This window comes from Pseudomonas parasichuanensis, assembly GCF_021601385.1.
Taxonomy (GTDB): Bacteria; Pseudomonadota; Gammaproteobacteria; order Pseudomonadales; family Pseudomonadaceae; genus Aquipseudomonas; species Aquipseudomonas parasichuanensis.
The window spans coordinates 65,963-92,211 of sequence record NZ_BQHO01000027.1; the positions used below are offsets into that span (position 1 = coordinate 65,963).

Consider the following 26,249-nt stretch of genomic DNA (forward strand, 5'->3'; position numbering starts at 1 on the left):
GAAATTCTTGCACGTTCAGCGGGGCATATTTTCGCTATGATTCGGCCATTTACGGATTTGGTGAATTGAATAATTCGCCATGCACCTCATTGGAGAATCAATCATGCAAAGCGAACTGGATGCCTACGACCGGCGCATTCTCGAGGTGCTGCAAGCGGACGCTTCACTGTCCAGTGCGCAGGTCGCCGAGCGTGTCGGCCTGTCGCAATCGCCCTGCTGGCGCCGTATCCAGCGTCTGAAAGAGGAGGGGGTGATCCGCGGCCAGGTGACCCTGCTGGATCGCAAGAAGGTGGGGCTGAATACGCAGATCTTCGCCGAAGTGAAGCTCAATGCCCACGGGCGCTCGAACTTCGCCGAATTCACCGAGGCGATCCGCGGGTTCCCCGAGGTGCTGGAATGCTACGTGCTGATGGGGTCTGTGGATTTCCTGCTGCGCATCGTCACCCCGGACATCGAAGCCTACGAACGGTTCTTCTTCGAAAAGCTGTCGAATGTGCCGGGGATCCAGGAGGTCAATTCGATCGTGGCCTTGTCCGAGATCAAGTCCACGACCAGCCTGCCCTTAACGCGCTGAAGGCGACTTGAGCAGGTACTTCCAGGCGCGGTTCTGTTCGATGGCGCGGGCCTGCTCGATGCGTGCCTCCAGCAGTTCGTCCTTGTGCTCATCGACCAGCGGTTGTTCGGCCAGCTCATGCAGCTTGTTCAGCTCACCGTACAGGCGGTCCTGCTGAGGCAGGTCGAGCACCTGGCGGGCGTGGTGCATCCAGGCCTGCACGGCCTCGATGCGCGGCAGCTGCTCGGCCAGGTCTTCCGGGCGCTGTACGTACAGCGGCAGCTTGAGGGCGCGGGCTTCCTCGCCGAGCAGGTGCTGCAGCCAGCTGGCCAGTTGCGCCTTGCCCTGGCGTTCGCCACGGCCTTTGCGCTCGACGGTCCAGGCACGGGCGCTCAGCCAGCGTGCGGTCTGCAGGGAGAACTGGCCCCAGCGTGGGTCTTCCAGCTCTTCAGTGAACTGCTCGGGCGCGGCGCGGCGGATGTCTTCGTCCTCGTTGCCGGCCTGCACCAGCGGGCGCCAGTCTTCCAGCAGGGCGTCGAGGCTGGCGCGCAGCTCGCGGGTGGCAGCGCGCGGCGCGGCCTGACCAAGGCTGCCGGTGAGTGCGCGCAGTTCGGCCAGGCAGCGCACCCAGTCCTGCAGCAGGCGCCAATGGCCGGTATGGCGGTACTGCTCGGCCAGGCGCTGGCTGCTGCCCAGCAATTGCCAGGCGAGTGCCGCGAAGGCGTCGTCCACTGGCATTTCGGCATCCAGTTCGGCGCTTGGCAGGTCCAGCTCGTAGCTGCCTTCGTCCAGCAGGCGGTAGCCGCGTTCGGCCTTGCTGATGTCACACGGCATCAGGGGCAGTGTGGCGGCCAGTTCGGCGGCCAGCTCCAGCAGCGCTTCGGGCGCGCCTTCGCGCAGCTCGAGCTCCAGCTCGCAGATGGCTTCCTTGCGTTTGCCGGCGATCACGAAGCCTTGGTCCAGCGCGGCCTCGATCACTACCTTGGCCTTGCCACGGCCCCAGGAAATCTCCGCGTACTCGCGGGTGAAGTCGGTGGTGAACAGCGGCTTGATGGTTTTCTTGTCGAGCTCGGCCAGTTGCTCGGGCCAGCAGCTGGCGTCGAGCTTCTTCAGGTCGAGCTTGACCTTGTCCAGCTGCCACTCGTGCTCGTTGCGCTCGGACAGGCCGGCCACGCTCTGGCCGCGGCACTTGAGGGTCTGGATGATCACCTCGCCGTCACGACGCAGGCGCAGGGCGACACGGGCGGCGGACAGCTCACGCTCGGGGGTGTCGAAATACTGATTGAGCAGTTCGCGGGTCTGCCAGCCGGACTTGTTGCGCTTTTTCAGCAACGGGTGCTCGCGCAGGGCGGCAAGGGTCTCGGGGCTGGCGCGGAGTTTGAGTTCGGTTTCTGTGTGCATCGCGGGCTCGGAAGGAGGGGCATCGTGGCGGGAGAGTTTACAGCAGTTGGGGGCCTGACGCGGGCCTTGTGGGAGCCGGCTTGCCGGCGATGAGGCCAAACCCGGCAATGTCGATCGGCCTGCTGGCGCTATCGCCGGCAAGCCGGCTCCCACACGGACCGTGTTGGCTTGCCCTGCGATGTATTTGCATTGCTATGATGCCCCCATGCTTTTGAGGAGTCCGCGCATGCCGTTGCCGTCGCTGAAAGACCAGTTCGCCGCCCTGATCGCCGCCCCGTCGGTCAGTTGCACCCAGCCTGCGCTGGACCAGTCCAACCGCCCGGTCATCGACCTGCTGGCCGGTTGGCTGGGCGACCTGGGCTTCAACTGCGAGATCCAGCAGGTCACCCCCGGCAAGTTCAACCTGCTGGCCAGCCGCGGCACCGGCCCGGGCGGGCTGGTGCTGGCGGGGCACAGCGACACCGTGCCCTACGACCCGCAGCTGTGGAAAACCGACCCGCTGAAGTTGACTGAAGTCGATGGCCGCTGGGTCGGGCTGGGCAGCTGCGACATGAAGGGCTTCTTCGCCCTGGTCATCGACGCGGTGATTCCGTTGCTGGAACACGACTTCAAGCAACCGCTGCTGATCCTCGCCACCTGCGATGAGGAGAGCTCGATGTCCGGCGCCCGTGCCCTGGCCGAAGCCGGCCAGCCACTCGGCCGCGCGGCGGTGATCGGCGAGCCCACCGGGCTCAAGCCGATCCGCATGCACAAGGGCATCCTCATGGACCGTATCGACATCCTCGGGCGCAGCGGCCATTCGTCGGATCCGTCACTCGGTCACAGCGCCTTGGAGGCCATGCACGCGGTAATGGGCGAGCTGATGGACCTGCGCCGCGGCTGGCAGGAAAAGTACCGCAATCCACAGTTCACGGTGCCCACGCCAACCCTGAACTTCGGCTGTATCCACGGCGGCGACAACCCCAACCGCATCTGTGGCCAGTGCGCGCTGGAGTTCGACCTGCGCCCGCTGCCGGGCATGGATGTCGAGCAGTTGCGCGCGGCCATTCGCGGCAAACTGGCGCCGTTGGCCGAGCGCCACGAGGTGCGCATCGACTACGCGCCGCTGTTCCCCGAGGTGCCCCCCTTCGAGCAGGCTGCCGACTGCGAGCTGGTGCAACTGGCCGAGCGCCTGACCGGCCATCGCGCCGAAGCGGTGGCCTTTGGCACCGAAGCGCCTTATCTTCAGCAGCTCGGCTGCCAGACCATCGTGCTCGGCCCGGGCGATATCGCCTGCGCCCACCAGCCTGGCGAGTACCTGGAAATGTCACGTATCGAGCCTACCGTGCGTCTATTGCGTGACCTGATCCGGCACTATTGCCTGAGCTAAACGTCCATTGAGCTTATTCGTTTTTGCCTAGAGGAGACCGCGCGTGACCGCAAGCCTGTTCCGACGATGACTTTCGAACGTTGTGCGCCTTTTCGTTCTCCGTTCACTTATCCACAGGCCTCGTCATGCCCGATTACGTCAACTGGCTGCGCCATGCTTCCCCTTACATCAACGCCCACCGTGACTGCACCTTCGTGGTCATGCTCCCGGGCGACGGTGTGGAACACCCGAATTTCGGCAATATCGTCCACGACCTGGTGCTGTTGCACAGCCTCGGCGTGCGGCTGGTGCTGGTGCACGGCTCGCGCCCGCAGATCGAAAGCCGCCTGGCCGCCCGCGGCCTGACCCCGCACTACCACCATGGCCTGCGGATTACCGACGCGGCCACCCTCGACTGCGTGATCGATGCGGTTGGCGCCCTGCGCCTGGCCATCGAGGCACGCCTGTCGATGGACATGGCGGCTTCGCCGATGCAGGGCTCACGCCTGCGCGTGGCCTCTGGCAACCTGGTGACCGCGCGGCCGATCGGCGTGCTGGAGGGGGTCGATTACCACCACACCGGCGAAGTGCGTCGGGTCGACCGTAAAGGCATCAACCGCCTGCTCGACGAGCGCTCCATCGTGCTGCTGTCGCCGCTGGGCTACTCGCCGACCGGCGAGATCTTCAACCTGGCCTGCGAAGACGTGGCAACCCGCGCCGCCATCGAGCTGGGTGCCGACAAGCTGCTGCTGTTCGGCGCCGAACCGGGCTTGCTGGACGAGCAGGGGCAGTTGGTACGCGAGCTGCGCCCGCAACACATCGCGCCGCACCTGCAACGGCTGGGCAGCGACTACCAGGCTGAACTGCTGGACGCGGCCGCCGAAGCCTGCAAGGGCGGGGTGGCGCGCAGCCATATCGTCAGTTACGCCGAGGATGGCGCGCTGCTGACCGAGCTGTTCACCCGCGGTGGTGGCGGCACGCTGGTGTCCCAGGAGCAGTTTGAAGTGGTGCGCGAAGCGACCATCGACGATGTCGGCGGCCTGTTGGAGCTGATCAGCCCATTGGAAGAGCAGGGCATCCTGGTGCGCCGTTCGCGCGAGGTGCTGGAGCGGGAAATCGAGCAGTTCAGCGTGGTCGAGCGCGAGGGCATGATCATCGCCTGCGCGGCGCTGTACCCGATTGCCGATTCCGAGGCGGGGGAGCTGGCGTGCCTGGCGGTGAACCCGGAATACCGGCATGGCGGGCGTGGCGACGAGCTGCTCGAACGCATCGAGGCACGGGCGCGGCAGCTGGGGTTGAAGACCTTGTTCGTGCTGACGACCCGGACCGCGCACTGGTTCCGCGAGCGTGGCTTTGCACCCTGTGGCGTGGAACAGCTGCCGGCGGCGCGGGCGTCGCTGTACAACTTCCAGCGTAATTCGAAGATTTTCGAGAAGCCGCTGTAAGCCTGTACTTGCCCGCGAAGCAGGCGACACGGTTTTGAATGAAAAACGCCGCCCCTGAGGGCGGCGTTTTCGTTTACACGGTATGCAGGTACCAGTTGTACTCGAGGTCGGAGATCGAATGCTCGAACTCCTCCAGCTCGCTTTCCTTGCACGCGACGAAGATGTCGATGTACTTCGGATCGATGTACTTGTTGAGGATCTCGCTGTCGTCCAGCTCGCGCAGGGCATCGCGCAGGTTGTTCGGCAGGCTCTGCTCCAGCTGCTCGTACGAGTTGCCTTCGATAGGCTCGCCTGGCTCGACCTTGTTGGTCAGGCCGTGGTGCACGCCGGCCAGCACGGCCGCCATCATCAGGTACGGGTTGGCATCGGCACCGGCGACGCGGTGTTCGATGCGCACCGAGTCCGGGGAACCTGTAGGTACACGCAGGGCCACGGTGCGGTTGTCCAGGCCCCAGCTTGGCGCGTTCGGCACGTAGAACTGCGCGCCGAAGCGGCGGTACGAGTTGACGTTGGGGCAGAGGAACGCCATCGAGGCGGGCAGGGTCTCGAGCACACCGCCGACAGCGTGACGTAGCGCGGCGTTCTGCTCGGGATCCTCGCTGGTGAAGATGTTGTTGCCATCTTTGTCCAGCACGGAAATGTGTACATGCAGGCCGTTGCCTGCCTGGCCCGGGTAGGGCTTGGCCATGAAGGTGGTGTCCATTTCATGGTCGTAGGCGATGTTCTTGATCAGCCGCTTGAGCAGCACCGCGTAGTCACAGGCCTTGAGCGGGTCGGCGACGTGGTGCAGGTTGACTTCGAACTGCGCCGGGGCGCTTTCCTTGACGATGGCGTCGGCCGGGATGCCCTGCTCTTTCGCGCCTTCGAGGATGTCCTGCAGGCAGTCGGCGTATTCGTCGAGGTCGTCGATCAGGTACACCTGGGTCGACTGCGGGCGCTTGCCCGAAATCGGCGAGCGTGGCGGCTGTGGGCGGCCATTCACGTTCTCCTGGTCGATCAGGTAGAACTCCAGCTCGAACGCGGCGCAGATGGTCAGGCCCATGTCGGTGAACTTGCTCACCACCTGGCGCAGCACTTCACGCGGGTCGGCGAAGAACGGCTCGCCTTCGAGTTCGTGCATGGTCATCAGCAGCTGCGCGGTAGGGCGCTTCTGCCAGGGCTCGTTGCACAGGGTATCGGGGATCGGGTAGCAGATGCGGTCGGCATCGCCGATGTCCAGACCGAGGCCCGTGCTTTCAACGGTCGAGCCGTTGATGTCGAGGGCGAAGAGGGAGGCCGGCAGGTTGATGCCTTTCTCGTAAACCTTGTGCAGGCTCGTGCGCTCGATGCGCTTGCCACGAACCACACCATTCATATCTGCAATCAGAAGGTCAACGTAGAGAACCTCAGGATGTTCCTTAAGGAACGCGTTCGCTTCGTTAAGCTGAACGGCACGCGGGGGTACCGACATGATGCAACACCTTTGTTGTTAAAAATATCAATCAAGGGGGGCTTGCAACCCCAGTCAATCGGAAAGACCGGGCTAAGTCAAGCCAGCCCCATGATGCCCTGAAATGGCACGTCTACGGCAGATTTGCTGCATATCGGGGCGTGCCATTATCCGCTATTTTCGGTCTGAAGGGTTATCCAGAGCGGGCCGTGTTTTATTTTTTACGGAGGAGTTGTGTAAAAAAATGAACAAGGCTAAGCTCGGTCACAACCCAAAACACAATAATACGAGGGTCACATGGTCCGCCTGTCGAGACCTGCCAGCACCGCATGCACGGTGCGCTCAGGTACATCTCCCGGTTACCGTCCGATCATTGCGCGCCTGCAACAGTGGGTGCTTGCAGTGGCCGCAATAATTGACGGTTCGCACAAAAAAACCATGCCTCGTAATGCGTTACTGCACGTCTTCCTTTCTATCTGCCCTTCGCTTTCACCACGGAGCCACTCTCATGGAGTGTATCCACTGGCGCCCTGCACGCAGGTTTTTGCTTTAGCCAGGCACTCCATCCAGAATCAAGGCGCGGGCCTGTCCAGGCCCCTCGGCGCTGTGTGCGCCGACTTTGACCGACGCCAGGCGTCAATGGCAGCCGGTTCCCTGCAACCGGGCCACATTACCTCCTGAGGTATCTATGAGTAACAACCTCGACCAGCTCACCGATTGGTTGAAAGAGCACAAGATCACCGAAGTGGAATGCCTGATCAGCGACCTGACCGGCATCACCCGCGGCAAGATCTCGCCCACCAACAAATTCATCGCCGAAAAAGGCATGCGCCTGCCCGAGAGCGTGCTGCTGCAGACCGTGACCGGCGATTACGTCGATGACGACATCTATTACGAACTGCTCGATCCGGCCGACATCGACATGATCTGCCGCCCCGACGAGAACGCGGTGTTTCTCGTGCCCTGGGCCATCGAACCGACCGCCCAGGTGATCCACGACACCTACGACAAGAAGGGCAACCCGGTCGAACTGTCGCCGCGCAACGTGCTGAAGAAAGTCCTCAAGCTCTACGCCGACAAGGGCTGGCAGCCGATCGTCGCGCCCGAGATGGAGTTCTACCTGACCAAGCGCAGCGAAGACCCGGACTTTCCGCTGCAGCCGCCGGTAGGCCGCTCCGGCCGCCCGGAAACCGGTCGCCAGTCGTTCTCGATCGAGGCCGCCAACGAATTCGACCCGCTGTTCGAGGACGTCTACGACTGGTGCGAACTGCAGCAGCTGGACCTCGACACGCTGATCCACGAAGACGGCACCGCGCAGATGGAAATCAACTTCCGTCACGGCGACGCCCTGCACCTGGCCGACCAGATCCTGGTGTTCAAGCGCACCATGCGCGAGGCGGCGCTCAAGCACAACGTGGCCGCCACCTTCATGGCCAAGCCGATGACCGGCGAGCCGGGCAGTGCCATGCACCTGCACCAGAGCGTGGTCGATGCTGCCACCGGCAAGAACATCTTCAGCAATGCCGACGGCAGCATGAGCGAGCTGTTCCTCAACCACATCGGCGGCCTGCAGAAGTTCATCCCCGAGGCGCTGCCGCTGTTCGCCCCCAACGTCAACTCGTTCCGCCGCTTCCTGCCGGACACCTCCGCGCCGGTGAACGTCGAGTGGGGTGAAGAGAACCGCACCGTCGGCTTGCGCGTACCGGATGCCGGCCCGCAGAACCGCCGGGTCGAGAACCGCCTGCCGGGCGCCGACGCCAACCCTTACCTGGCCATCGCCGCCAGCCTGCTGTGCGGCTACATCGGCATGGTCGAAGGCATCGAGGCCAGCGCGCCGGTACAGGGCCGCGGTTACGAACGCCGCAACCTGCGCCTGCCGCTGACCATCGAGGACGCCCTCGAGCGTATGGAAATCAGCCGGGCACTGGAGCAGTACCTGGGCAAGAAATTCATTACCGGCTACGTCGCCACCAAGCGCGCCGAGCATGAAAACTTCAAGCGCGTCATCAGCTCCTGGGAGCGAGAGTTCCTGCTGTTTGCTGTGTGATCAACCCTGAGGCCGCCAGGGCGCGGCCACCGGACCATGGAGAAGCACATGAGCGTCAACAACCCGCAAACCCGTGAATGGCAGACCCTGAGCGGCGAGCACCACCTTGCACCTTTCAGCGACTACAAACAGCTGAAGGAGAAGGGGCCGCGCATCATCACCAAGGCGCAGGGTGTGCATTTGTGGGACAGCGAGGGCCACAAGATCCTCGACGGCATGGCCGGCCTGTGGTGCGTGGCGGTCGGCTATGGCCGTGAAGAACTGGTGCAGGCGGCAGAAAAGCAGATGCGCGAGCTGCCGTACTACAACCTGTTCTTCCAGACCGCCCACCCGCCGGCGCTGGAGCTGGCCAAGGCGATCACCGACGTGGCCCCCGCGGGCATGACCCATGTGTTCTTCACCGGCTCCGGCTCCGAAGGCAACGACACCGTGCTGCGCATGGTCCGCCACTACTGGGCGCTCAAGGGCAAGCCGCAGAAGCAGACCATCATCGGCCGCATCAACGGCTACCACGGCTCCACCGTCGCCGGTGCCAGCCTGGGCGGCATGAGCGGCATGCATGAGCAGGGCGGCCTGCCGATCCCGGGCATCGTGCACATTGCGCAGCCTTACTGGTTCGGCGAGGGTGGCGACATGACCCCGGCCGAATTCGGGGTGTGGGCGGCCGAGCAGCTGGAGAAGAAGATTCTGGAAGTCGGCGAGGACAACGTCGCCGCCTTCATCGCCGAGCCGATCCAGGGCGCCGGCGGCGTGATCATCCCGCCAGAGACCTACTGGCCGAAGGTCAAGGAGATCCTCGCCAAGTACGACATCCTGTTCGTCGCCGACGAGGTGATCTGTGGTTTCGGCCGCACCGGCGAGTGGTTCGGCTCCGACTACTACGACCTCAAGCCCGACCTGATGACCATCGCCAAGGGCCTGACCTCCGGTTACATCCCCATGGGCGGTGTGATCGTGCGTGACAAGGTTGCCCAGGTACTCAGCGAAGGCGGTGACTTCAACCACGGCTTCACCTACTCCGGCCACCCGGTGGCAGCAGCGGTGGGCCTGGAAAACCTGCGCATCCTGCGGGACGAGAAGATCATCGAGCACGCCCGCACGGAAGTGGCACCCTACTTGCAAAAACGACTGCGTGAGCTGCAGGACCACCCACTGGTGGGCGAAGTGCGCGGCCTGGGCCTGCTCGGTGCGATCGAGCTGGTCAAGGACAAGGCCACCCGCAGCCGTTACGAAGGCAAGGGTGTGGGCATGGTCTGCCGCAACTTCTGCTTCGAAAATGGCCTGATCATGCGCGCCGTGGGCGACACCATGATCATCGCCCCACCGCTGGTGATTACCCATGCCGAGGTGGACGAGTTGGTGGAGAAGGCGCGCAAGTGCCTGGATTTGACGTACGAAGCGATCAAATGACGGTCTGCTAGGCTGGCGAGGTGACATTAAGTCATTACAAGGCGCTGGTTGTGTTGAAACAGCGCCTTGTAACTTGCCAGACTAACGGCTGTTTCAGTCGCCCAGCGCGTGCACCGTGGGCCCTGGCTGCTGAACAGATGGCTTGATAATAAATTCTGGAGCATTACGCATGAAGAAATTGGGCAAGACGCTGCTGGCCGCCGCCCTGATGGGTGCCGTGGCGACCGCTGTTCAGGCTGATGACAAAGTGCTGCACGTCTACAACTGGTCGGACTACATCGCCCCGGACACCGTGGCCAACTTCGAGAAGCAGACCGGCATCAAGGTCGTCTACGACGTCTTCGACAGCAACGAAACCCTCGAAGCCAAGCTGCTGGCGGGCAAGTCGGGCTACGACATCGTGGTGCCGTCCAACAACTTCCTGGCCAAGCAGATCAAGGCTGGCGTCTACCAGGAGCTGGACCGCTCCAAGCTGCCCAACTGGAAAAACCTCGACCCGGCCCTGCTCAAGGCCGTCGGCGATGCCAGCGACCCGGGCAACAAGTTCGCCTTCCCGTACATGTGGGGCTCCATCGGCATCGGCTACAACCCGGAGAAGGTCAAGGCCGCGCTGGGCGTGGACAAGATCGATTCGTGGGACGCCGTGTTCAAGCCTGAGAACATCGCCAAGCTCAAGAGCTGCGGCGTGAGCTTCCTCGATGCGCCGACCGAGATGATCCCGGCCGCGCTGCACTACCTGGGCAAGCCAAGCGACAGCACCAAGAAGGAAGACCTGAAGGCCGCCGAGGACCTGTTCCTCAAGATTCGTCCTTCGATCACCTACTTCCACTCCTCCAAGTACATCTCGGACCTGGCCAACGGCAACATCTGCGTGGCCGTGGGTTACTCGGGTGACCTGGAGCAGTCCAAGGCCCGTGCCCACGAGGCCGGCGACAAGGTCAAGCTGAGCTACACCATTCCTAAGGAAGGTGCCGGCACCTTCTACGACATGGTCGCCATTCCGAAGGACGCCGAGAACGTCGAAGCGGCCTACAAGTTCATGGACTACCTGCTGCAACCGGAAGTGATGGCCGGCATTACCAATGCCGTGCGCTTCCCGAACGGCAACAAGGCGGCCACCCAGTTCGTGGACAAGGACATCACCAGCGACCCGGCCATCTACCCGTCCGATGAAGTGAAGGCTCAGCTGTACGCCATCAAGGCACCGGAGAAGTCTGCTCAGCGCGACATCACCCGTAGCTGGACCAAGATCAAGTCGGGCAAGTAAGCCCGATGCGGGACCCTCTGGGCCGCGGCTTTGCGACCCAGAGGCAGCTTGAGGCAAATAAGTTTGCGGCATCGAGGCCGTGAAGGTAAGTTGCGCGCCGGTTTTGCGTGAGCGGCCAGGTTTACCGCCCGCAAAGGCACTGATTGTAAGGAGCCCCCACTTGTCTATTTCTGTATTGCGCAAGGCCTTGATGGCTGGAGCGGGCCTGACGCTGGCTTGCAGCGTCCAAGCGGCGCCCACGGTGCACATCTACAACTGGTCCGACTACATCGGCCCGACCACCCTCGCGGATTTCGAGAAAGAAACCGGTATCAAGCCGGTGCAGGACGTGTTCGATTCCAACGAAACCCTGGAAGGCAAGCTGCTGGCCGGCAAGACCGGCTATGACGTGGTCGTGCCGTCCAACCATTTCCTCGGCAAGCAGATCAAGGCGGGCGCGTTCCAGAAGCTCGACAAGGGTCTGCTGCCCAACTATGGCAACCTCGACCCGGCGCTGATGAAGCGCCTCGAGAAGAACGACCCGGGCAACCAGTACGCCGTGCCCTACCTGTGGGGCACCAACGGCATCGGCTACAACGTCGAGAAGGTCAAGGCGGTGCTGGGCACCGACAAGATCGACTCCTGGGCCGTGCTGTTCGAGCCCGAGAACATGAAGAAGCTCAGCCAATGCGGCGTGGCCTTCCTCGACTCGGCCGACGAGATGCTCCCGGCGGTGCTCAATTACATGGGCCTGAGCCCCAACAGCACCGACCCCGAGGACTACAAGAAGGCCGAGGCCAAGTTGCTGGCCGTGCGCCCCTACGTGACCTACTTCCATTCCTCTAAATACATCACCGACCTGGCCAACGGCGACATCTGCGTCGCGGCAGGCTTCTCCGGTGACGTGTTCCAGGCCAAGGCCCGCGCTGCTGAAGCGAAGAAGGGCGTGAACCTGGCCTACGCAATCCCCAAAGAGGGCGGCAACCTCTGGTTCGATGTGCTGGCGATCCCCAAGGACGCCAAGAACGTCAAAGAGGCCCATGCCTTCATCAACTATTTGCTGAAGCCTGAGGTTATCGCCCAGGTCAGTGATTACGTCGGTTACGCCAACCCGAACCCCAAGGCTGGCGACCTGATGGACCAGGCCGTGAGGACTGACGCCGCGGTTTACCCACCGCAGGAAGTGCTGGACAAGATGTTCGTCAACGCAGAGTTGCCACCCAAGGTGCAGCGCCTGATGACCCGCAGCTGGACCAAGGTCAAGTCGGGCAAGTAACAACAATCCAGGCCCGCCACGGCCCCTGAAGCAACAGGCCGTGTGGGCATATAAATCTTGTTGGGAGTTTCACTCATGGCAGTTGCCTCCGGTGCCTATAAGAAAGCCCTCGAGGGTGGCCAGCAACCCAAGCAGGTGCTGGTCAAGATCGACCGGGTCACGAAGAAGTTCGACGAAACCATAGCCGTGGACGATGTGTCCCTGGAAATCCGCAAAGGCGAGATCTTCGCCCTGCTGGGTGGCTCCGGTTCCGGTAAATCGACCCTGCTGCGCATGCTCGCCGGCTTCGAGCGCCCGACCGAGGGGCGGATCTTCCTCGACGGTGTCGACATCACCGATATGCCGCCCTACGAGCGGCCGATCAACATGATGTTCCAGTCCTACGCGCTGTTCCCGCACATGACCGTGGCGCAGAACATCGCCTTCGGCCTGCAGCAGGACAAGATGCCCAAGGCCGAGATCGACGCCCGCGTGGCCGAGATGCTCAAGCTGGTGCACATGACCCAGTACGCCAAGCGCAAGCCGCACCAGCTGTCCGGTGGCCAGCGCCAGCGTGTGGCCCTGGCCCGTTCGCTGGCCAAGCGCCCCAAGCTGCTGCTGCTCGACGAACCGATGGGCGCGCTGGACAAGAAGCTGCGCTCGCAGATGCAGCTGGAGCTGGTCGAGATCATCGAGCGCGTGGGTGTGACCTGCGTGATGGTGACCCACGACCAGGAAGAGGCCATGACCATGGCCCAGCGCATTGCCATCATGCACCTGGGCTGGATTGCCCAGATCGGCAGCCCGATCGACATCTACGAAACCCCGACCAGCCGCCTGGTCTGCGAGTTCATCGGCAACGTCAACCTGTTCGAAGGTGACGTGGTCGAAGACGCCGAGGGCCATGCGGTCATCGCCAGCCCTGAGCTGGAGCGCAAGATCTACGTCGGCCACGGCATCACCACCTCGGTGGAAGACAAGCACATCACCTACGCCCTGCGCCCGGAGAAACTGCTGGTCACCACCACCCAGCCAACCTGCGAGCACAACTGGTCGCGTGGCAAGGTGCACGACATCGCCTACCTCGGTGGCCACTCGGTGTTCTACGTCGAGCTGCCCAGCGGCAAGGTCGTGCAGTCGTTCGTCGCCAACGCCGAGCGTCAGGGCACCCGCCCTACCTGGGGTGACGAAGTGTACGTGTGGTGGGAAGACGACAGCGGCGTGGTACTGCGGTCATGAAACTGCGCAAGCTCAAGCGAGCCTTCCAGCGCCTGACCCCGGAGGGGCGGCACCTGGTGATCGGCGTGCCGTTCATCTGGCTGTTCCTGTTCTTCATGCTGCCGTTCTTCATCGTCTTGAAGATCAGCTTCGCCGAAGCCGACGTGGCGATCCCGCCGTACACCGAGATCTACACCTACCTCGAAGGCAAGGTGCAGCTGGTGCTGAACCTGGCCAACTACGGCCTGCTCACCGAAGACGAGCTGTACATCTCGGCCTACCTCGGTTCGTTGAAGGTCGCCCTGTTCAGCACCCTGCTGTGCCTGCTGATCGGCTACCCGATGGCCTATGCCATCTCCAAGGCCAAGAAGGAGTCGCAGACCGTCCTGCTGCTGCTGATCATGATGCCGACCTGGACCGCGATCCTGATCCGCGTCTACGCCTGGATGGGCATCCTCAGCAACAACGGGCTGCTCAACAGCTTCCTGCTGTGGCTGGGGCTGATCGACCAGCCGCTGCAGATCCTCAACACCAACCTGGCGGTGTACATCGGCGTGGTCTATTCGTACCTGCCGTTCATGATCCTGCCGCTGTACGCCAACCTGGTGAAGCACGACGAAAGCCTGCTTGAGGCAGCATCGGACCTGGGTTCGAGCACCTTCAACAGCTTCTGGAAGATCACCGTGCCGCTGTCCAAGAACGGCATCATCGCCGGCTGCATGCTGGTGTTCATCCCGGTGGTGGGCGAGTTCGTGATTCCTGAACTGCTCGGCGGCCCGGAAACCCTGATGATCGGCAAGGTGCTGTGGCAGGAGTTCTTCAACAACCGTGACTGGCCGGTAGCGTCCGCGCTGGCAGTGGTGATGCTGGCGATCCTGATCGTGCCCATCCTGCTGTTCAACCGCAGCCAGGCCAAAGAGATGGAGGGTCGGGCATGAAACGCTTCAGTTTCTCCAACCTGATGCTGATCGTCGGCTTGCTGTTCATCTACCTGCCGATGCTGATCCTGGTGATCTACTCGTTCAACGCCTCCAAGCTGGTGACGGTATGGGGCGGCTGGTCGGTGAAGTGGTACGTCGGCCTGCTCGACAACAGCCAGCTGATGGGCTCGGTGATGCGCTCGCTGGAGATCGCCTGCTACACGGCGGTCGCCGCCGTGGCGCTGGGCACCCTGGCGGCCTTCGTGCTGACCCGGGTCACCCGCTTCAAGGGCCGCACGCTGTTCGGTGGCCTGGTCACCGCGCCGCTGGTGATGCCCGAGGTGATCACCGGTCTGTCGCTGTTGCTGCTGTTCGTGGCCATGGCGCAGATGATCGGCTGGCCCCAGGAGCGTGGCATCGTCACCATCTGGATCGCCCACACCACGTTCTGCGCCGCCTATGTGGCGGTGGTGGTGTCGGCGCGCCTGCGTGAGCTGGACCTGTCGATCGAAGAAGCGGCCATGGACCTGGGTGCCAAGCCGTGGAAGGTGTTCTTCCTGATCACCATCCCGATGATCGCGCCCTCGCTGGCGGCGGGCGGCATGATGTCGTTCGCCCTGTCGCTGGATGATCTGGTGCTGGCGAGCTTCGTGTCCGGCCCTGGCTCGACCACGCTGCCGATGGAAGTGTTCTCGGCCGTGCGCCTGGGGGTCAAGCCCGAGATCAACGCCGTGGCCAGCCTGATCCTGCTGTCGGTGTCGCTGGTGACCTTCATGGTCTGGTACTTCAGCCGCCGTGCTGAAGAGCACCGCCGCAAGGCGATCCAGCAGGCGATCGAGGAAGGCGCTGCGGCCAACGTTTCGCAGCCGCAGGTGCGTCGCCCGTCACAGGCCACCGCTCAGGCTTGAGGCCATTCGCGAGTAAACTCGCTCCCACAGGTACAGCGCACATCTTGAGTGCGGTGCTAGCCCTGTGGGAGCGGGTTCACCCGCGAATGCCCCGGCATAGGTTCAAAGCCAGACCGCATCCCAATGCGGATACTCCCTGACACTTCCCACCAGCCCAGCCCGCAATGGATTGGCAACGATGTACCTGGCAACCCACTTCACATCCTCTTCCCTGCGTAGCGCTCTGTCCTGATAGCCGGCCTGCCATACCGGGTGCTGTTCAACTCCCGCCTTATGCAAGGCAAGGCTCGAGCGTGATTTGAATCTGCGCATCAACGTGGCAAGCGTCGCCGACTGCAGTTCGATGAGCCAATGCAGATGGTCCGGCATGACTACCCACGCCAGCGATTGGCAGGATTGTTCTTGATCAGCCTTGCGCAGCTCGTTGATGACGAGCCGGGCACTGTTGAAATCAATGAACAGTGGTTCGCGTTGGTGGGTGATGGTGGTCAGCAAATAAATCCTGCCAGGTTCTGAGAACCGTCCTCGGCGAAGCAGATACGACTGGGCCAGGGGCATGAGCATCGTCCTTGAACATATGTTTCCTGTGAACATCAGTGGAGTGCCTGGAAACTCACCGCGGCTGACGATTTCTGAATATGGCAGCGATTTCGACAAACCTAGCCGGACCCTGTGGGAGCGGCTTTAGCCGCGAACACCGGCGAAGCCGGTGCCATATACCGCGTTGCCTGCTTCGCGGGTAAACCCGCTCCCACCGGGATATTGATGCCTCGCCAAGCCGTTTGCGGTTCCCTGATCTACGCTTTCAACGCATCCCACCCCCCATTCGTTGAAGGAAGGAGCCTGCATGACGGTAAGACGTCCGCCGATGGTCGTGTGCCTGGGGCTGCTGTTGACGCTGTCGGGCTGTGGCACGGAAGAAAGCCCGCCCGCCTTGCCCCGGGTTGGCGTACAGCAGGTGCAGCCCACCGATTTCGCCGCCAGGGTCACCCTGACCGGCGACGTCCAGGCCCGTGTGCAGACCGACCTGTCCTTCCGCGTGGGCGGCAAGATCATCGCCCGCAGCGTTGACGTGGGCGACCACGTCAAGGCCAACCAGGTGCTGGCGCGCCTGGACCCCAAAGACTTGCAGAACACCGTCGACTCGGCCAAGGCCGAGGTGTTCGCCGAGCAGGCGCGGGTCACCCAGACCAGCGCCGCGTTCATCCGCCAGCAAAAGCTGCTGCCCAAGGGCTACACCAGCCAGAGCGAATACGACTCGGCCGAGGCCTCCCTGCGCAGCGCCCAAAGCGCCCTCAAGGCCGCCCAGGCACAGCTGGCCAATGCCAACGAACAACTCAGCTACACCGCGCTGGTGTCCGAGGCCGATGGCGTTATCACCACGCGCCAGGCCGAGGTCGGCCAGGTGGTGCAGGCGACCCAGCCGATCTTCGGCCTGGCGGTCGATGGCGATCGCGATGCGGTGTTCAACGTGTACGAGTCTCTGCTGTTGGCGCCCCATAACGACGACGGGGTGGTGGTCAGCCTGTTGGACAACCCGCAGATCAAGGCCGATGGGCGCGTGCGTGAAATCACCCCGACCGTGTCCGTGCAAAGCGGCACGGTGCAGATCAAGGTGGCCCTGCGCAATGTACCGGCTGGCATGCAACTGGGCTCGCCGGTGAGCGCCACGGGTAAACCCCAGGGGCGCCCAAGCATCGAGCTGCCGTGGGCGGCACTGACCAAGGCCCTGAGCGAGCCGGCGGTGTGGGTAGTAGGCGAGGGCGACAAGGTCGAACTGCGCAAGGTCCAGGTGGCCCGCTACCTCACCGGCAAGGTGGTGATCGCCGACGGCATCGAGGGTGGCGAAACCGTGGTGGTCAGCGGCGGGCAACTGCTGCACCCCGGCATGCAGGTGGAGAAGGTCGACGCCAACAAGGGAGGGGCCGCACCATGAAGCGCCTGTTGCTGGTCCTGTCCGCCGGCGCCTTGCTGAGCGGCTGCGGGGATTCAGAACCCCCCATCGAGATGGTCCGCCCGGTGCTGTCGACCCTGGTCGAGCCCCAGGTGCAATCGCAGCTGGGCCGCTTTGCCGGCAGCATCCAGGCGCGCTTCGAAAGTACCCTGGGCTTTCGTGTGTCCGGGCGTATCGCCCGGCGCTGGCTGGATGTCGGCGCCCGGGTGAAGCCCGGCGACACCCTGGCCACCCTCGACCCCACCGATCAACAGAACCAGCTGCGCGCCGCCGAAGGCGACCTGGCCAAGGTCCAGGCGCAATGGATCAACGCCCAGGCCGATGCCCGCCGCCAGCAGCAACTGTACGACCGTGGCGTCGGTGCCCAGGCCCAACTGGATATCGCCCAGACCAACCTCAAGACCACCAGCGCCTCGCTCGAGCAAGCACGCTCGGCGGTCAACCAGGCCCGCGACCAGCTCGGCTACAGCACCCTGCGCACCGACCACGCCGCGGTGGTTACCGCTTGGCAGGCCGAGGCCGGGCAGACGGTGAGTGCTGGCCAGGCGGTGGTCACCCTGGCCCGGCCCGACGTCAAGGAGGCGGTGATCGACCTGCCGATCGCCCTGGCCGAACAGTTGAGCAAAGACCTGACCTTCACCGTGGCCTCGCAGCTCGACCCGAGCATCAGCACCACCGCCACCCTGCGCGAACTGGAGCCCCAGGCCGACGCCACCACCCGTACCCGGCGTGCCCGGCTGACCCTGGCCAGCACCCCGGATGCCTTCCACCTGGGCACCTCGATCAGCGTCACCCTGTCTTCGGCGGTGACGCCGCGCAGCGAACTGCCCGCCACAGCCTTGCTCGAACGCGACGGCAAGACCCAGGTCTGGGTGGTCGACCCGCAACAGAAAACCGTGGCTGCCCGTGACGTCCAACTGCAGCAGCGCAGCCCCGAGCGTATTGTCCTGGCGTCCGGCGTGCAGCCCGGCGAGCGGGTGGTCACCGCCGGGGTCAACAGCCTGAAACCTGGCCAGAAGGTCACCTTCGACGAGGAAGGACAATGAAAGGAAGTTTCAACCTGTCCGAATGGGCGCTGCGCCATCAATCCTTCGTCTGGTACCTGATGTTCGTTGGCGTGCTGATGGGGATCTTTTCCTACTTCAACCTCGGCCGTGAGGAAGACCCGTCGTTCACCATCAAGACCATGGTGATCCAGACCCGCTGGCCCGGCGCGACCCAGGACGAGACCCTGTACCAGGTCACCGACCGCATCGAGAAGAAGCTCGAAGAGCTCGACTCGCTCGACTACACCAAAAGCTACACCCGCCCCGGCGAGTCCACGGTCTACGTCAACCTGCGCGACACCACCAAGGCCAAGGACATCCCCGAGATCTGGTACCAGGTGCGCAAGAAGATCCAGGACATCCGTGGCCAGTTCCCCCAGGGGATCCAGGGCCCCGCCTTCAACGACGAATTCGGCGACGTGTTCGGCTCTATCTATGCCTTCACCGCCGACGGCCTGACCATGCGCCAGTTGCGCGACTACGTGGAGCAGGCCCGGGCCGAGGTGCGCGATGTGCCGAACATCGGCAAGATCGAGCTGATCGGCACCCAGGACGAAGTGCTCTACCTCAACTTCTCCACCCGCAAGCTGGCCGCGCTGGGCATCGACCAGCGCCAGGTCATGCAGGCCTTGCAGGCGCAGAACGCGGTGACCCCCGCCGGAATGATCGAGGCCGGGCCGGAGCGCATCTCGGTGCGCACCACCGGGCAGTTCGCCTCGGAAAAAGACCTGGAAACCGTCAACCTGCGCATCAACGACCGCTTCTTCCGCCTGGCCGACATCGCCGAGATCGAGCGCGGCTACACCGACCCGCCCACATCGATGTTCCGCTTCAACGGCCAGCCCGCCATCGGCCTGGCCATCGGCATGAAGGCCGGTGGCAACATCCAGGTGTTCGGCGCGGCGCTGAAGAAGAAGATGGACAGCGTGGTCAACGACCTGCCGGTGGGCGTCGGCGTGCACACCGTGTCGGACCAGGCGGTGGTGGTGAAGGAAGCGGTCGGCGGCTTCACCAGCGCGCTGTTCGAGGCCGTGGTGATCGTGCTGGCGGTGAGCTTTGTCAGCCTCGGCGTGCGCGCCGGGCTGGTGGTGGCCTGCTCGATCCCGCTGGTGCTGGCCATGGTCTTCGTGTTCATGGAGTACAGCGACATCACCATGCAGCGGATCTCCCTGGGCGCGCTGATCATTGCCCTGGGGTTGCTGGTGGACGATGCGATGATCACCGTCGAGGTGATGGTCACGCGGCTGGAAATGGGTGAGACCAAGGAGCAGGCGGCCACATTCGCCTACACCTCGACGGCCTTCCCGATGCTCACCGGCACCCTGGTGACCGTGGCCGGCTTCGTGCCTATCGGCCTCAACGCCAGCTCGGCAGGCGAGTACACCTACACGCTGTTCGCGGTGATCGCCGTGGCCCTGATCGTGTCGTGGGTGGTGGCGGTGCTGTTCGCCCCGGTGCTTGGCGTGCATATTCTCGACAGCAGCAAGCTCAAGCCCCACGAGGCCGAGCCGGGGCGCGTCGGCCGGGCGTTCGAGGGCGGCCTGTTGTGGTGCATGCGCAACCGCTGGCTGACCATCATCGGCACCATCGTCCTGTTCGGCCTGTCGATGTTCTGCATGCGCTTCGTGCAGAACCAGTTCTTCCCGTCGTCCGATCGCCCGGAAATCCTCGTCGACCTCAACCTGCCGCAGAACGCCTCGATCGAGGAAACCCGCAAGGTGGTCGACCGCCTGGAGGCGCGGATCAAGGACGACCCTGACCTGGTGCGCTGGAGCACTTACATCGGCCAGGGTGCGATCCGCTTCTACCTGCCCCTCGACCAGCAGTTGCAGAACCCCTACTACGCCCAGCTGGTGATCGTCAGCAAAGGCTTCGAAGAGCGCCAGGGCATGATGGATCGCCTGCAGAAGCTGCTGCGCGAGGAGTTCGTCGGCGTCGGCACCAACGTGCAGTCGCTGGAAATGGGCCCGCCGGTAGGCCGGCCGATCCAGTACCGGGTCAGCGGCAAGGACATCGACCAGGTGCGCAAGCACGCCATCGACCTGGCCACGCTGCTCGATGAAAACGACCATATCGGCGAGATGATCTACGACTGGAACGAGCCCGGTAAGGTGCTGCGCGTCGAGATCGCCCAGGACAAGGCGCGCCAGCTGGGCCTGTCGTCCGAGGACGTGGCCAACGTGATGAACAGCATCGTCAGCGGCGTGCCCATCACCCAGGTCAACGACAACATCTACCTGGTCAACGTGGTCGCCCGCGCCGAGGACAGCGAGCGCGGCTCGCCCGACACCTTGCAGAACCTGCAGATCGTCAACCCCAGTGGCGTCTCGATCCCGCTGCTGGCCTTCGCCACCGTGCGCTACGAGCAGGAGCAGCCGCTGGTGTGGCGGCGCGACCGCAAACCGACCATCACCATCAAGGCCTCGGTCAATGGCGATATCCAGCCCACCGACCTGGTGGCCGAGTTGAAACCGAAGATCGACGCGTTCGCCAGCAAGCTGCCGGTGGGCTATGAAGTGCAGACCGGCGGCACGGTGGAGGAGAGCGGCAAGGCCCAGGGGCCGATTGCCAAGGTGATCCCGCTGATGCTGTTCCTCATGGCGACCTTCCTGATGATCCAGCTGCACAGCGTGCAGAAGCTGTTCCTGGTGGTCAGCGTGGCGCCGCTGGGGCTGATCGGCGTGGTCGTGGCGCTGGTGCCCACCGGCACGCCCATGGGCTTCGTGGCGATCCTCGGGATCCTCGCCCTGGCCGGCATCATCATCCGCAACTCGGTGATCCTGGTGACCCAGATCGACGAGTTCGAGGAGCAGGGCCTGTCGCCCTGGGATGCGGTACTGGAAGCCACCAACCACCGCCGGCGGCCGATCCTGCTGACGGCGGCGGCGGCCAGCCTGGGCATGCTGCCGATTGCCCGCGAGGTGTTCTGGGGGCCGATGGCCTACGCCATGATCGGCGGCATCATCAGTGCAACGCTGCTGACGCTGCTGTTCCTGCCGGCGCTGTATGTGGCCTGGTACAAGATCCGCGAGCCGCAAAAGACCCCTTGAGAACCACGCGGACCCTGTGGGAGCTGGCTTGCCAGCGATAGCGTCGTCAGCCTCACCGACGCTATCGCTGGCAAGCCAGCTCCCACAGGGTTCGTCGTTCACGTTAATGGTTATATAAACATTCTTAAACAGTATTTTTAAGAATAACTCCGCCTCACTACTATGGCTCTCACGCCAGGCGCACATCCCCTTCAAACCTCTGCCCGGCACCCTTACTCCAAGGAGAACGAGCATGAGTGCATCACTGCGCAGCATCGACGGTCAGGACGAAGCCACCATCTTGCGTGAAATCCAGAGTGCCCTGCGCGACCTGCGCTTCGGCGCCGTGGAGATCACCGTGCACAACGCACAAGTGGTGCAGATCGAACGCAAGGAGAAGTTCCGCCTGCAGCAGCCCGGCAACAAGGCCGGCTGATCACGCAACAACCCCTAATTAGAAAAAATGCCAATCGGGAGCTTCACCATGTCCATCCGCCGTTATGCGCTTGCCGCCCTGGCCAGTGCCGTTTTTGCCGGTTCCGCGATCGCCAAGGACTTCGAACTGTTGAACGTGTCCTATGACCCGACCCGCGAGCTGTACCAGCAGTACAACGCCGAGTTCATCAAGCATTGGCAAGCCGCCCACCCGGGCGACAAGGTGAAGATCCAGCAATCCCACGGCGGTTCGGGCAAACAGGCCCGCGCGGTGATCGATGGCCTGCGTGCCGACGTGGTCACCCTGGCCCTGGCCGGCGACATCGACGAAGTCGCCAAGCTCGGCAAGACCCTGCCGGAGGACTGGCAGAAGCGCCTGCCGGACGCCAGCACCCCGTACACCTCGACCATCGTGTTCCTGGTGCGCAAGGGCAACCCTAAAGGCATCAAGGACTGGGGCGACCTGATCAAGAAGGATGTCGCGGTGATCACCCCCAACCCGAAAACCTCCGGCGGCGCCCGCTGGAACTTCCTTGCCGCCTGGGCCTATGGCCTGAAGTCCGGCGGTAGCGAAGACAAGGCCAAGGCCTATGTGCAGGAGCTGTTCAAGCACGTACCGGTGCTCGATACCGGCGCCCGTGGCTCGACCATCACTTTCGTCAACAACGGCCAGGGCGACGTGCTGCTGGCCTGGGAAAACGAGGCCTTCCTGGCGCTGAAAGAAGACGGTGGCGCCGACAAGTTCGAAATCGTCGTGCCGTCGCTGTCGATCCTCGCCGAGCCACCGGTGGCGGTGGTCGACAAGAACGCCGAGAAGAAGGGCAACGAGAAGATCGCCGAGGAATACCTCAAGCACCTGTACAGCCCGGCGGGCCAGAAGATCGCCGCCGAGAACTTCTACCGTCCGCGTGACGAGAAAGTCGCCGCCGAGTTTGGCAAGCAGTTCCCGAAACTGGACCTGGTGACCATCGACAAGGACTTCGGTGGCTGGAAGACTGCGCAGCCTAAGTTCTTCAATGACGGCGGTGTGTTCGACCAGATTTATCAGGCACAGTGATCGGCAATGAAATGAATAGGAGCGGGGCCGCTTGGCGGCCCTTTCGCCGGCAAGCCGGCTCCCACAGGTGCGGTGCAGATCTGCTTTTTGTGGGAGCTGGCTTGCCAGCGATGGGCTGCTAAGCAGCCCCAGGATTCAGAAGCCTGCACCGGCCCGGGATTTGTCCCGGGCCAAGTGCGTTCAACCAGGGACCTTTATGTCACGTCGTATATCCCCCGTCATACCCGGCTTCGGGCTGACGCTGGGCTACACCTTGGTGTACCTCAGCCTGATCGTGCTGATACCGCTGGCGGCCATGTTCATCCATGCCTCGCAGCTGACCTGGGAGCAGTTCTGGAACATCGTCAGCGCGCCTCGGGTCATCGCCGCGCTGAAGCTGAGTTTCGGCACCGCCCTGTTCGCCGCCATCATCAACGGCGTGATCGGCACCCTGCTGGCCTGGGTGCTGGTGCGCTACACCTTCCCCGGGCGCAAGATCATCGATGCGATGATCGACCTGCCGTTCGCCCTGCCCACGGCCGTGGCCGGTATCGCCTTGACTGCGCTGTACGCGCCGGCCGGCTGGGTCGGCCAGTTCGCCACCGACCTGGGCTTCAAGATCGCCTACACCCCACTGGGCATCACCCTGGCGCTGACCTTCGTCACCCTGCCGTTCGTGGTGCGCACGGTGCAGCCGGTGCTGGCCGATATCCCGCGTGAAGTGGAAGAGGCCGCCGCCTGCCTAGGCGCGAAACCCTTGCAGGTGTTCCGCCACATCCTGGCGCCGGCGCTGCTGCCAGCCTGGCTGACCGGCTTCGCCCTGGCCTTCGCCCGCGGCGTGGGCGAGTACGGTTCGGTGATCTTCATCGCCGGCAACATGCCGATGAAGACCGAGATCCTGCCGTTGCTGATCATGGTCAAGCTCGACCAGTACGACTACACCGGCGCCACCGCCATCGGCGTGTTGATGCTGGTGGTTTCCTTCATCCTGCTGCTGCTGATCAACTTGTTGCAGCGGCGCATCGAAACCCCGTGAAGGAGGCCAGGTAATGTCTTCATCTTCCCTTGGCGCAACTGCTGCCGCCAACGCAGCCCGGCGTGGCAGCGCCACCTCGCGCCGCGTGCTGATCACCCTGGCGTGGATCGTCTTCGCGCTGTTCCTGGCCTTGCCGCTGGTGATCGTGGTGTCCCAGGCCCTGAAGAACGGCTTCGGCACCTTCTTCGAGGCCATCTTCGAGGCCGATGCGCTGTCGGCGCTCAAGCTCACCCTGTTGGCAGTAGCCATTTCGGTGCCGCTGAATCTGCTGTTCGGGGTCAGTGCCGCCTGGTGCGTGAGCAAATACACCTTCCGCGGCAAGAGCCTGCTGGTGACCCTGATCGACCTACCGTTCTCGGTGTCGCCGGTGATCGCCGGCCTGGTCTACGTGCTGATGTTCGGCGCCCAGGGCCTGTTCGGCCCGTGGCTGCAGGACCACGACATCCAGATCGTCTTCGCCCTGCCGGGCATCGTCCTGGCGACCATCTTCGTCACCGTGCCGTTCGTGGCCCGTGAACTGATCCCGCTGATGCAGGAGCAGGGCACCCAGGAAGAGGAGGCCGCGCGCCTGCTCGGCGCCAACGGCTGGCAGATGTTCTGGCACGTCACCCTGCCCAACATCAAATGGGGCCTGATCTACGGCGTGGTGCTGTGCACCGCGCGGGCCATGGGCGAGTTCGGCGCGGTGTCGGTGGTGTCCGGGCATATCCGAGGCGTCACCAACACCTTGCCGCTGCACGTGGAGATCCTCTACAACGAGTACAACCACGTCGCGGCCTTCAGCGTGGCCAGCCTGTTGCTGATCCTGGCGCTCTTCATCCTGCTGCTCAAGCAGTGGAGCGAGAACCGTATTAACCGCCTGCGCCACAGCGCCGCGGAGGAATGATTCATGTCGATCGAAGTTCGTAATGTCAGCAAGCGCTTCAACAGCTTCCAGGCCCTGAACGCCATCAACCTGGATATCCACAGTGGCGAGCTGGTGGCCCTGCTCGGCCCGTCCGGCTGCGGCAAGACCACCCTGCTGCGCATCATCGCCGGCCTGGAAACGCCGGATGACGGCAGCATCGTGTTCCACGGCGAGGATGTCTCGGGCCACGACGTGCGTGATCGCAACGTCGGTTTCGTGTTCCAGCACTACGCGCTGTTCCGCCACATGAGCGTGTTCGACAACGTCGCCTTCGGCCTGCGCATGAAGCCCAAGGGCGAGCGCCCGAGCGAGAGCAAGATTGCCGAGAAGGTCCATGAACTGCTGAACATGGTCCAGCTCGACTGGCTGTCCGACCGTTACCCCGAGCAGTTGTCCGGTGGCCAGCGCCAGCGTATCGCCCTGGCCCGCGCCCTGGCGGTGGAGCCCAAGGTACTGCTGCTCGACGAGCCGTTCGGCGCCCTCGACGCCAAGGTGCGTAAAGAGCTGCGCCGCTGGTTGGCGCGCCTGCACGAAGACATCAACCTGACCTCGGTGTTCGTCACCCACGACCAGGAAGAGGCCATGGAAGTCGCCGACCGTATCGTGGTGATGAACAAGGGCGTGATCGAGCAGATCGGCTCGCCGGGCGAGGTGTACGAGAAGCCGGCCAACGACTTCGTCTACCACTTCCTCGGCGACTCCAACCGCCTGGCGCTTAGCGAAGGGCACCATGTGCTGTTCCGCCCGCATGAGGTGTCGCTGTCGCGCCATGAAACCGAGGGCCACCATGCCGCCGAGGTGCGTGACATTCGCCCGCTGGGCGCGACCACCCGGGTGACCTTGAAGGTGGAAGGGCAGAGCGAGCTGATCGAGGCCGAGGTGGTCAAGGACCACGACAGCCTGACCGGGCTGGCGCGCGGGGAGACGTTGTTCTTCCGGCCGAAGGTGTGGCAGAAGGTGGCTGATATCTGAGCGGCTGGATGTGAATGAAGAACCCGGGCCTGGTCCCGGGTTTTTTATTGCCTGGAAGATTTTCGCGGCACAAGGCCGCTCCTACAAGGGTTACGCGATCCCTGTAGGAGCGGCCTTGTGCCGCGAACGAGGGCGAAGCCCTCGCGGCAATTAAATGCCTTGCGCACATATTTCAAATGCCGAACAAGCATTGACTGGAAGCAGTTCTGCTACAGCCCTTTGTTAACAAGGCCTCCAGCCCCCCCGCAAAAACCAATATTCGAAATAGATCTATCATCAACTTTAAACATTACTTTATGGCCTAAGCCCCTGCCGTCGATGATTCAGCCACACACCTGAACCGAGACCCCAGGAGTTTCAGCAATGGGTAATGTCCAGACGGCCGTCAGGGCCTTTGAGCAGCCATGGCACCCGGCATCGGGCGACCTGGTCGAGCTCGGACGCACGCTGCGCCTGCCGCTTGGCCAGTTGCGCCTGCAGCGCACGCCGGTGAGCGGCCTCAAGCGCCGCGACAAACTGGCGCTGGGCCTGCTGGTGCTGGCCCTGCATGGCGCCGCCGCCTATTGGATCAGCCAGGCGCCGACCCCGGCGCTGCCGGTCGTGCCGCCGCAGATCCCGCCCATGACCATCGAGTTCGCCGCCCCCGCGCCGCCG

The 26,249-nt window shown here is 63.5% G+C and carries 21 protein-coding genes and 1 pseudogene; 19 read left to right on the forward strand and 3 right to left on the reverse strand.

Annotated features, from left to right (window positions below):
- Positions 1-103: 103 nt before the first annotated feature.
- Positions 104-574 carry an Lrp/AsnC family transcriptional regulator gene (locus tag L6D77_RS19975; protein ID WP_110992159.1) on the forward strand — a complete coding sequence of 157 codons (471 nt, stop codon included), beginning with the start codon at positions 104-106 and terminating at the stop codon, positions 572-574.
- Here the strand turns inward: L6D77_RS19975 and L6D77_RS19980 are convergent.
- Complete coding sequence (locus tag L6D77_RS19980) at positions 563-1,954, reverse strand: CYTH domain-containing protein (RefSeq protein ID WP_232883224.1); 1,392 nt, start codon at positions 1,952-1,954, stop codon at positions 563-565. The two genes, L6D77_RS19975 and L6D77_RS19980, sit on opposite strands and share 12 nt — an antisense overlap.
- A 226-nt stretch (positions 1,955-2,180) precedes the next feature.
- Here L6D77_RS19980 and argE point away from each other — a divergent pair, with 226 nt between their 5' ends.
- Together argE and argA are read left to right on the forward strand one after the other, a co-directional pair.
- The gene (argE, locus tag L6D77_RS19985; protein WP_232883225.1) at positions 2,181-3,323 is read left to right on the forward strand and encodes an acetylornithine deacetylase; all 1,143 of its coding nucleotides are present in this window, start codon (positions 2,181-2,183) and stop codon (positions 3,321-3,323) included.
- Positions 3,324-3,448: 125 nt separating this feature from the next.
- Entirely contained in the window at positions 3,449-4,747 is a 1,299-nt protein-coding gene (gene argA / locus L6D77_RS19990; RefSeq protein WP_232883226.1) for an amino-acid N-acetyltransferase, read from the forward strand.
- 73 nt (positions 4,748-4,820) lie between these two features.
- Here the strand turns inward: argA and L6D77_RS19995 are convergent, their stop codons facing one another.
- Positions 4,821-6,197 carry a glutamine synthetase family protein gene (locus tag L6D77_RS19995; RefSeq protein WP_110992163.1) on the reverse strand — a complete coding sequence of 459 codons (1,377 nt, stop codon included), beginning with the start codon at positions 6,195-6,197 and terminating at the stop codon, positions 4,821-4,823.
- A gap of 667 nt (positions 6,198-6,864) precedes the next feature.
- On the opposite strand from L6D77_RS19995, the gene L6D77_RS20000 reads away from it, so the two are divergent.
- The 7 genes from L6D77_RS20000 (at position 6,865) to L6D77_RS20030 (ending at position 15,180) form a co-directional block, all read left to right on the forward strand.
- Positions 6,865-8,223 (forward strand): glutamine synthetase family protein, encoded by a 1,359-nt coding sequence (locus L6D77_RS20000; protein WP_153785607.1) that lies wholly within the window; start codon positions 6,865-6,867, stop codon positions 8,221-8,223.
- Between the two features lie 48 nt (positions 8,224-8,271).
- Positions 8,272-9,633: an aspartate aminotransferase family protein gene (locus L6D77_RS20005; protein ID WP_232883227.1), complete on the forward strand. Its 1,362-nt coding sequence runs from the start codon at positions 8,272-8,274 to the stop codon at positions 9,631-9,633.
- Between the two features lie 169 nt (positions 9,634-9,802).
- Positions 9,803-10,900 carry a polyamine ABC transporter substrate-binding protein gene (locus tag L6D77_RS20010; protein WP_125462194.1) on the forward strand — a complete coding sequence of 366 codons (1,098 nt, stop codon included), beginning with the start codon at positions 9,803-9,805 and terminating at the stop codon, positions 10,898-10,900.
- Positions 10,901-11,060: 160 nt separating this feature from the next.
- Positions 11,061-12,155, forward strand: a complete 1,095-nt coding sequence (locus tag L6D77_RS20015; protein WP_232883228.1) for a polyamine ABC transporter substrate-binding protein — start codon at positions 11,061-11,063, stop codon at positions 12,153-12,155.
- A gap of 75 nt (positions 12,156-12,230) precedes the next feature.
- Positions 12,231-13,373 carry a polyamine ABC transporter ATP-binding protein gene (gene potA, locus L6D77_RS20020; protein ID WP_232883229.1) on the forward strand — a complete coding sequence of 381 codons (1,143 nt, stop codon included), beginning with the start codon at positions 12,231-12,233 and terminating at the stop codon, positions 13,371-13,373.
- Positions 13,370-14,290 (forward strand): ABC transporter permease subunit, encoded by a 921-nt coding sequence (locus L6D77_RS20025; RefSeq protein ID WP_189654508.1) that lies wholly within the window; start codon positions 13,370-13,372, stop codon positions 14,288-14,290. The genes potA and L6D77_RS20025 overlap by 4 nt, the downstream gene beginning before the upstream one ends.
- Positions 14,287-15,180: an ABC transporter permease subunit gene (locus L6D77_RS20030; protein ID WP_232883230.1), complete on the forward strand. Its 894-nt coding sequence runs from the start codon at positions 14,287-14,289 to the stop codon at positions 15,178-15,180. The genes L6D77_RS20025 and L6D77_RS20030 overlap by 4 nt, the downstream gene beginning before the upstream one ends.
- 102 nt (positions 15,181-15,282) lie before the next feature.
- Here L6D77_RS20030 and L6D77_RS20035 read toward each other — a convergent pair whose 3' ends face one another.
- The gene (locus L6D77_RS20035) at positions 15,283-15,738 is read right to left on the reverse strand and encodes an REP-associated tyrosine transposase (protein ID WP_232883231.1); all 456 of its coding nucleotides are present in this window, start codon (positions 15,736-15,738) and stop codon (positions 15,283-15,285) included.
- A gap of 289 nt (positions 15,739-16,027) precedes the next feature.
- Between L6D77_RS20035 and L6D77_RS20040 the strand changes: the two genes are divergently transcribed.
- The 9 genes and pseudogenes from L6D77_RS20040 to L6D77_RS20080 all read left to right on the forward strand — a co-directional run.
- A complete protein-coding gene (locus tag L6D77_RS20040) occupies positions 16,028-17,116 on the forward strand; it encodes an efflux RND transporter periplasmic adaptor subunit (protein ID WP_232883232.1) in 1,089 nt (362 codons plus the stop codon).
- Positions 17,113-18,180 carry an efflux RND transporter periplasmic adaptor subunit gene (locus L6D77_RS20045; protein WP_232883233.1) on the forward strand — a complete coding sequence of 356 codons (1,068 nt, stop codon included), beginning with the start codon at positions 17,113-17,115 and terminating at the stop codon, positions 18,178-18,180. The genes L6D77_RS20040 and L6D77_RS20045 overlap by 4 nt, the downstream gene beginning before the upstream one ends.
- Positions 18,177-21,230 carry an efflux RND transporter permease subunit gene (locus tag L6D77_RS20050; protein ID WP_232883234.1) on the forward strand — a complete coding sequence of 1,018 codons (3,054 nt, stop codon included), beginning with the start codon at positions 18,177-18,179 and terminating at the stop codon, positions 21,228-21,230. The genes L6D77_RS20045 and L6D77_RS20050 overlap by 4 nt, the downstream gene beginning before the upstream one ends.
- A 232-nt stretch (positions 21,231-21,462) precedes the next feature.
- On the forward strand, positions 21,463-21,645 hold the full coding sequence (oscA, locus tag L6D77_RS20055) for a sulfur starvation response protein OscA (RefSeq protein ID WP_016712582.1): 183 nt from the start codon (positions 21,463-21,465) through the stop codon (positions 21,643-21,645).
- A 48-nt stretch (positions 21,646-21,693) separates the two neighbouring features.
- On the forward strand, positions 21,694-22,701 hold the full coding sequence (locus L6D77_RS20060) for a sulfate ABC transporter substrate-binding protein (protein ID WP_232883235.1): 1,008 nt from the start codon (positions 21,694-21,696) through the stop codon (positions 22,699-22,701).
- Between the two features lie 196 nt (positions 22,702-22,897).
- The gene (gene cysT, locus L6D77_RS20065; RefSeq protein WP_110992174.1) at positions 22,898-23,716 is read left to right on the forward strand and encodes a sulfate ABC transporter permease subunit CysT; all 819 of its coding nucleotides are present in this window, start codon (positions 22,898-22,900) and stop codon (positions 23,714-23,716) included.
- Positions 23,717-23,729: 13 nt separating this feature from the next.
- A complete protein-coding gene (gene cysW / locus L6D77_RS20070) occupies positions 23,730-24,602 on the forward strand; it encodes a sulfate ABC transporter permease subunit CysW (protein ID WP_232883236.1) in 873 nt (290 codons plus the stop codon).
- Between the two features lie 3 nt (positions 24,603-24,605).
- Positions 24,606-25,595: a sulfate/molybdate ABC transporter ATP-binding protein gene (locus tag L6D77_RS20075; protein ID WP_110992176.1), complete on the forward strand. Its 990-nt coding sequence runs from the start codon at positions 24,606-24,608 to the stop codon at positions 25,593-25,595.
- A gap of 363 nt (positions 25,596-25,958) precedes the next feature.
- Positions 25,959-26,249 (forward strand): annotated as a pseudogene (locus tag L6D77_RS20080) (energy transducer TonB); the annotation flags it as partial.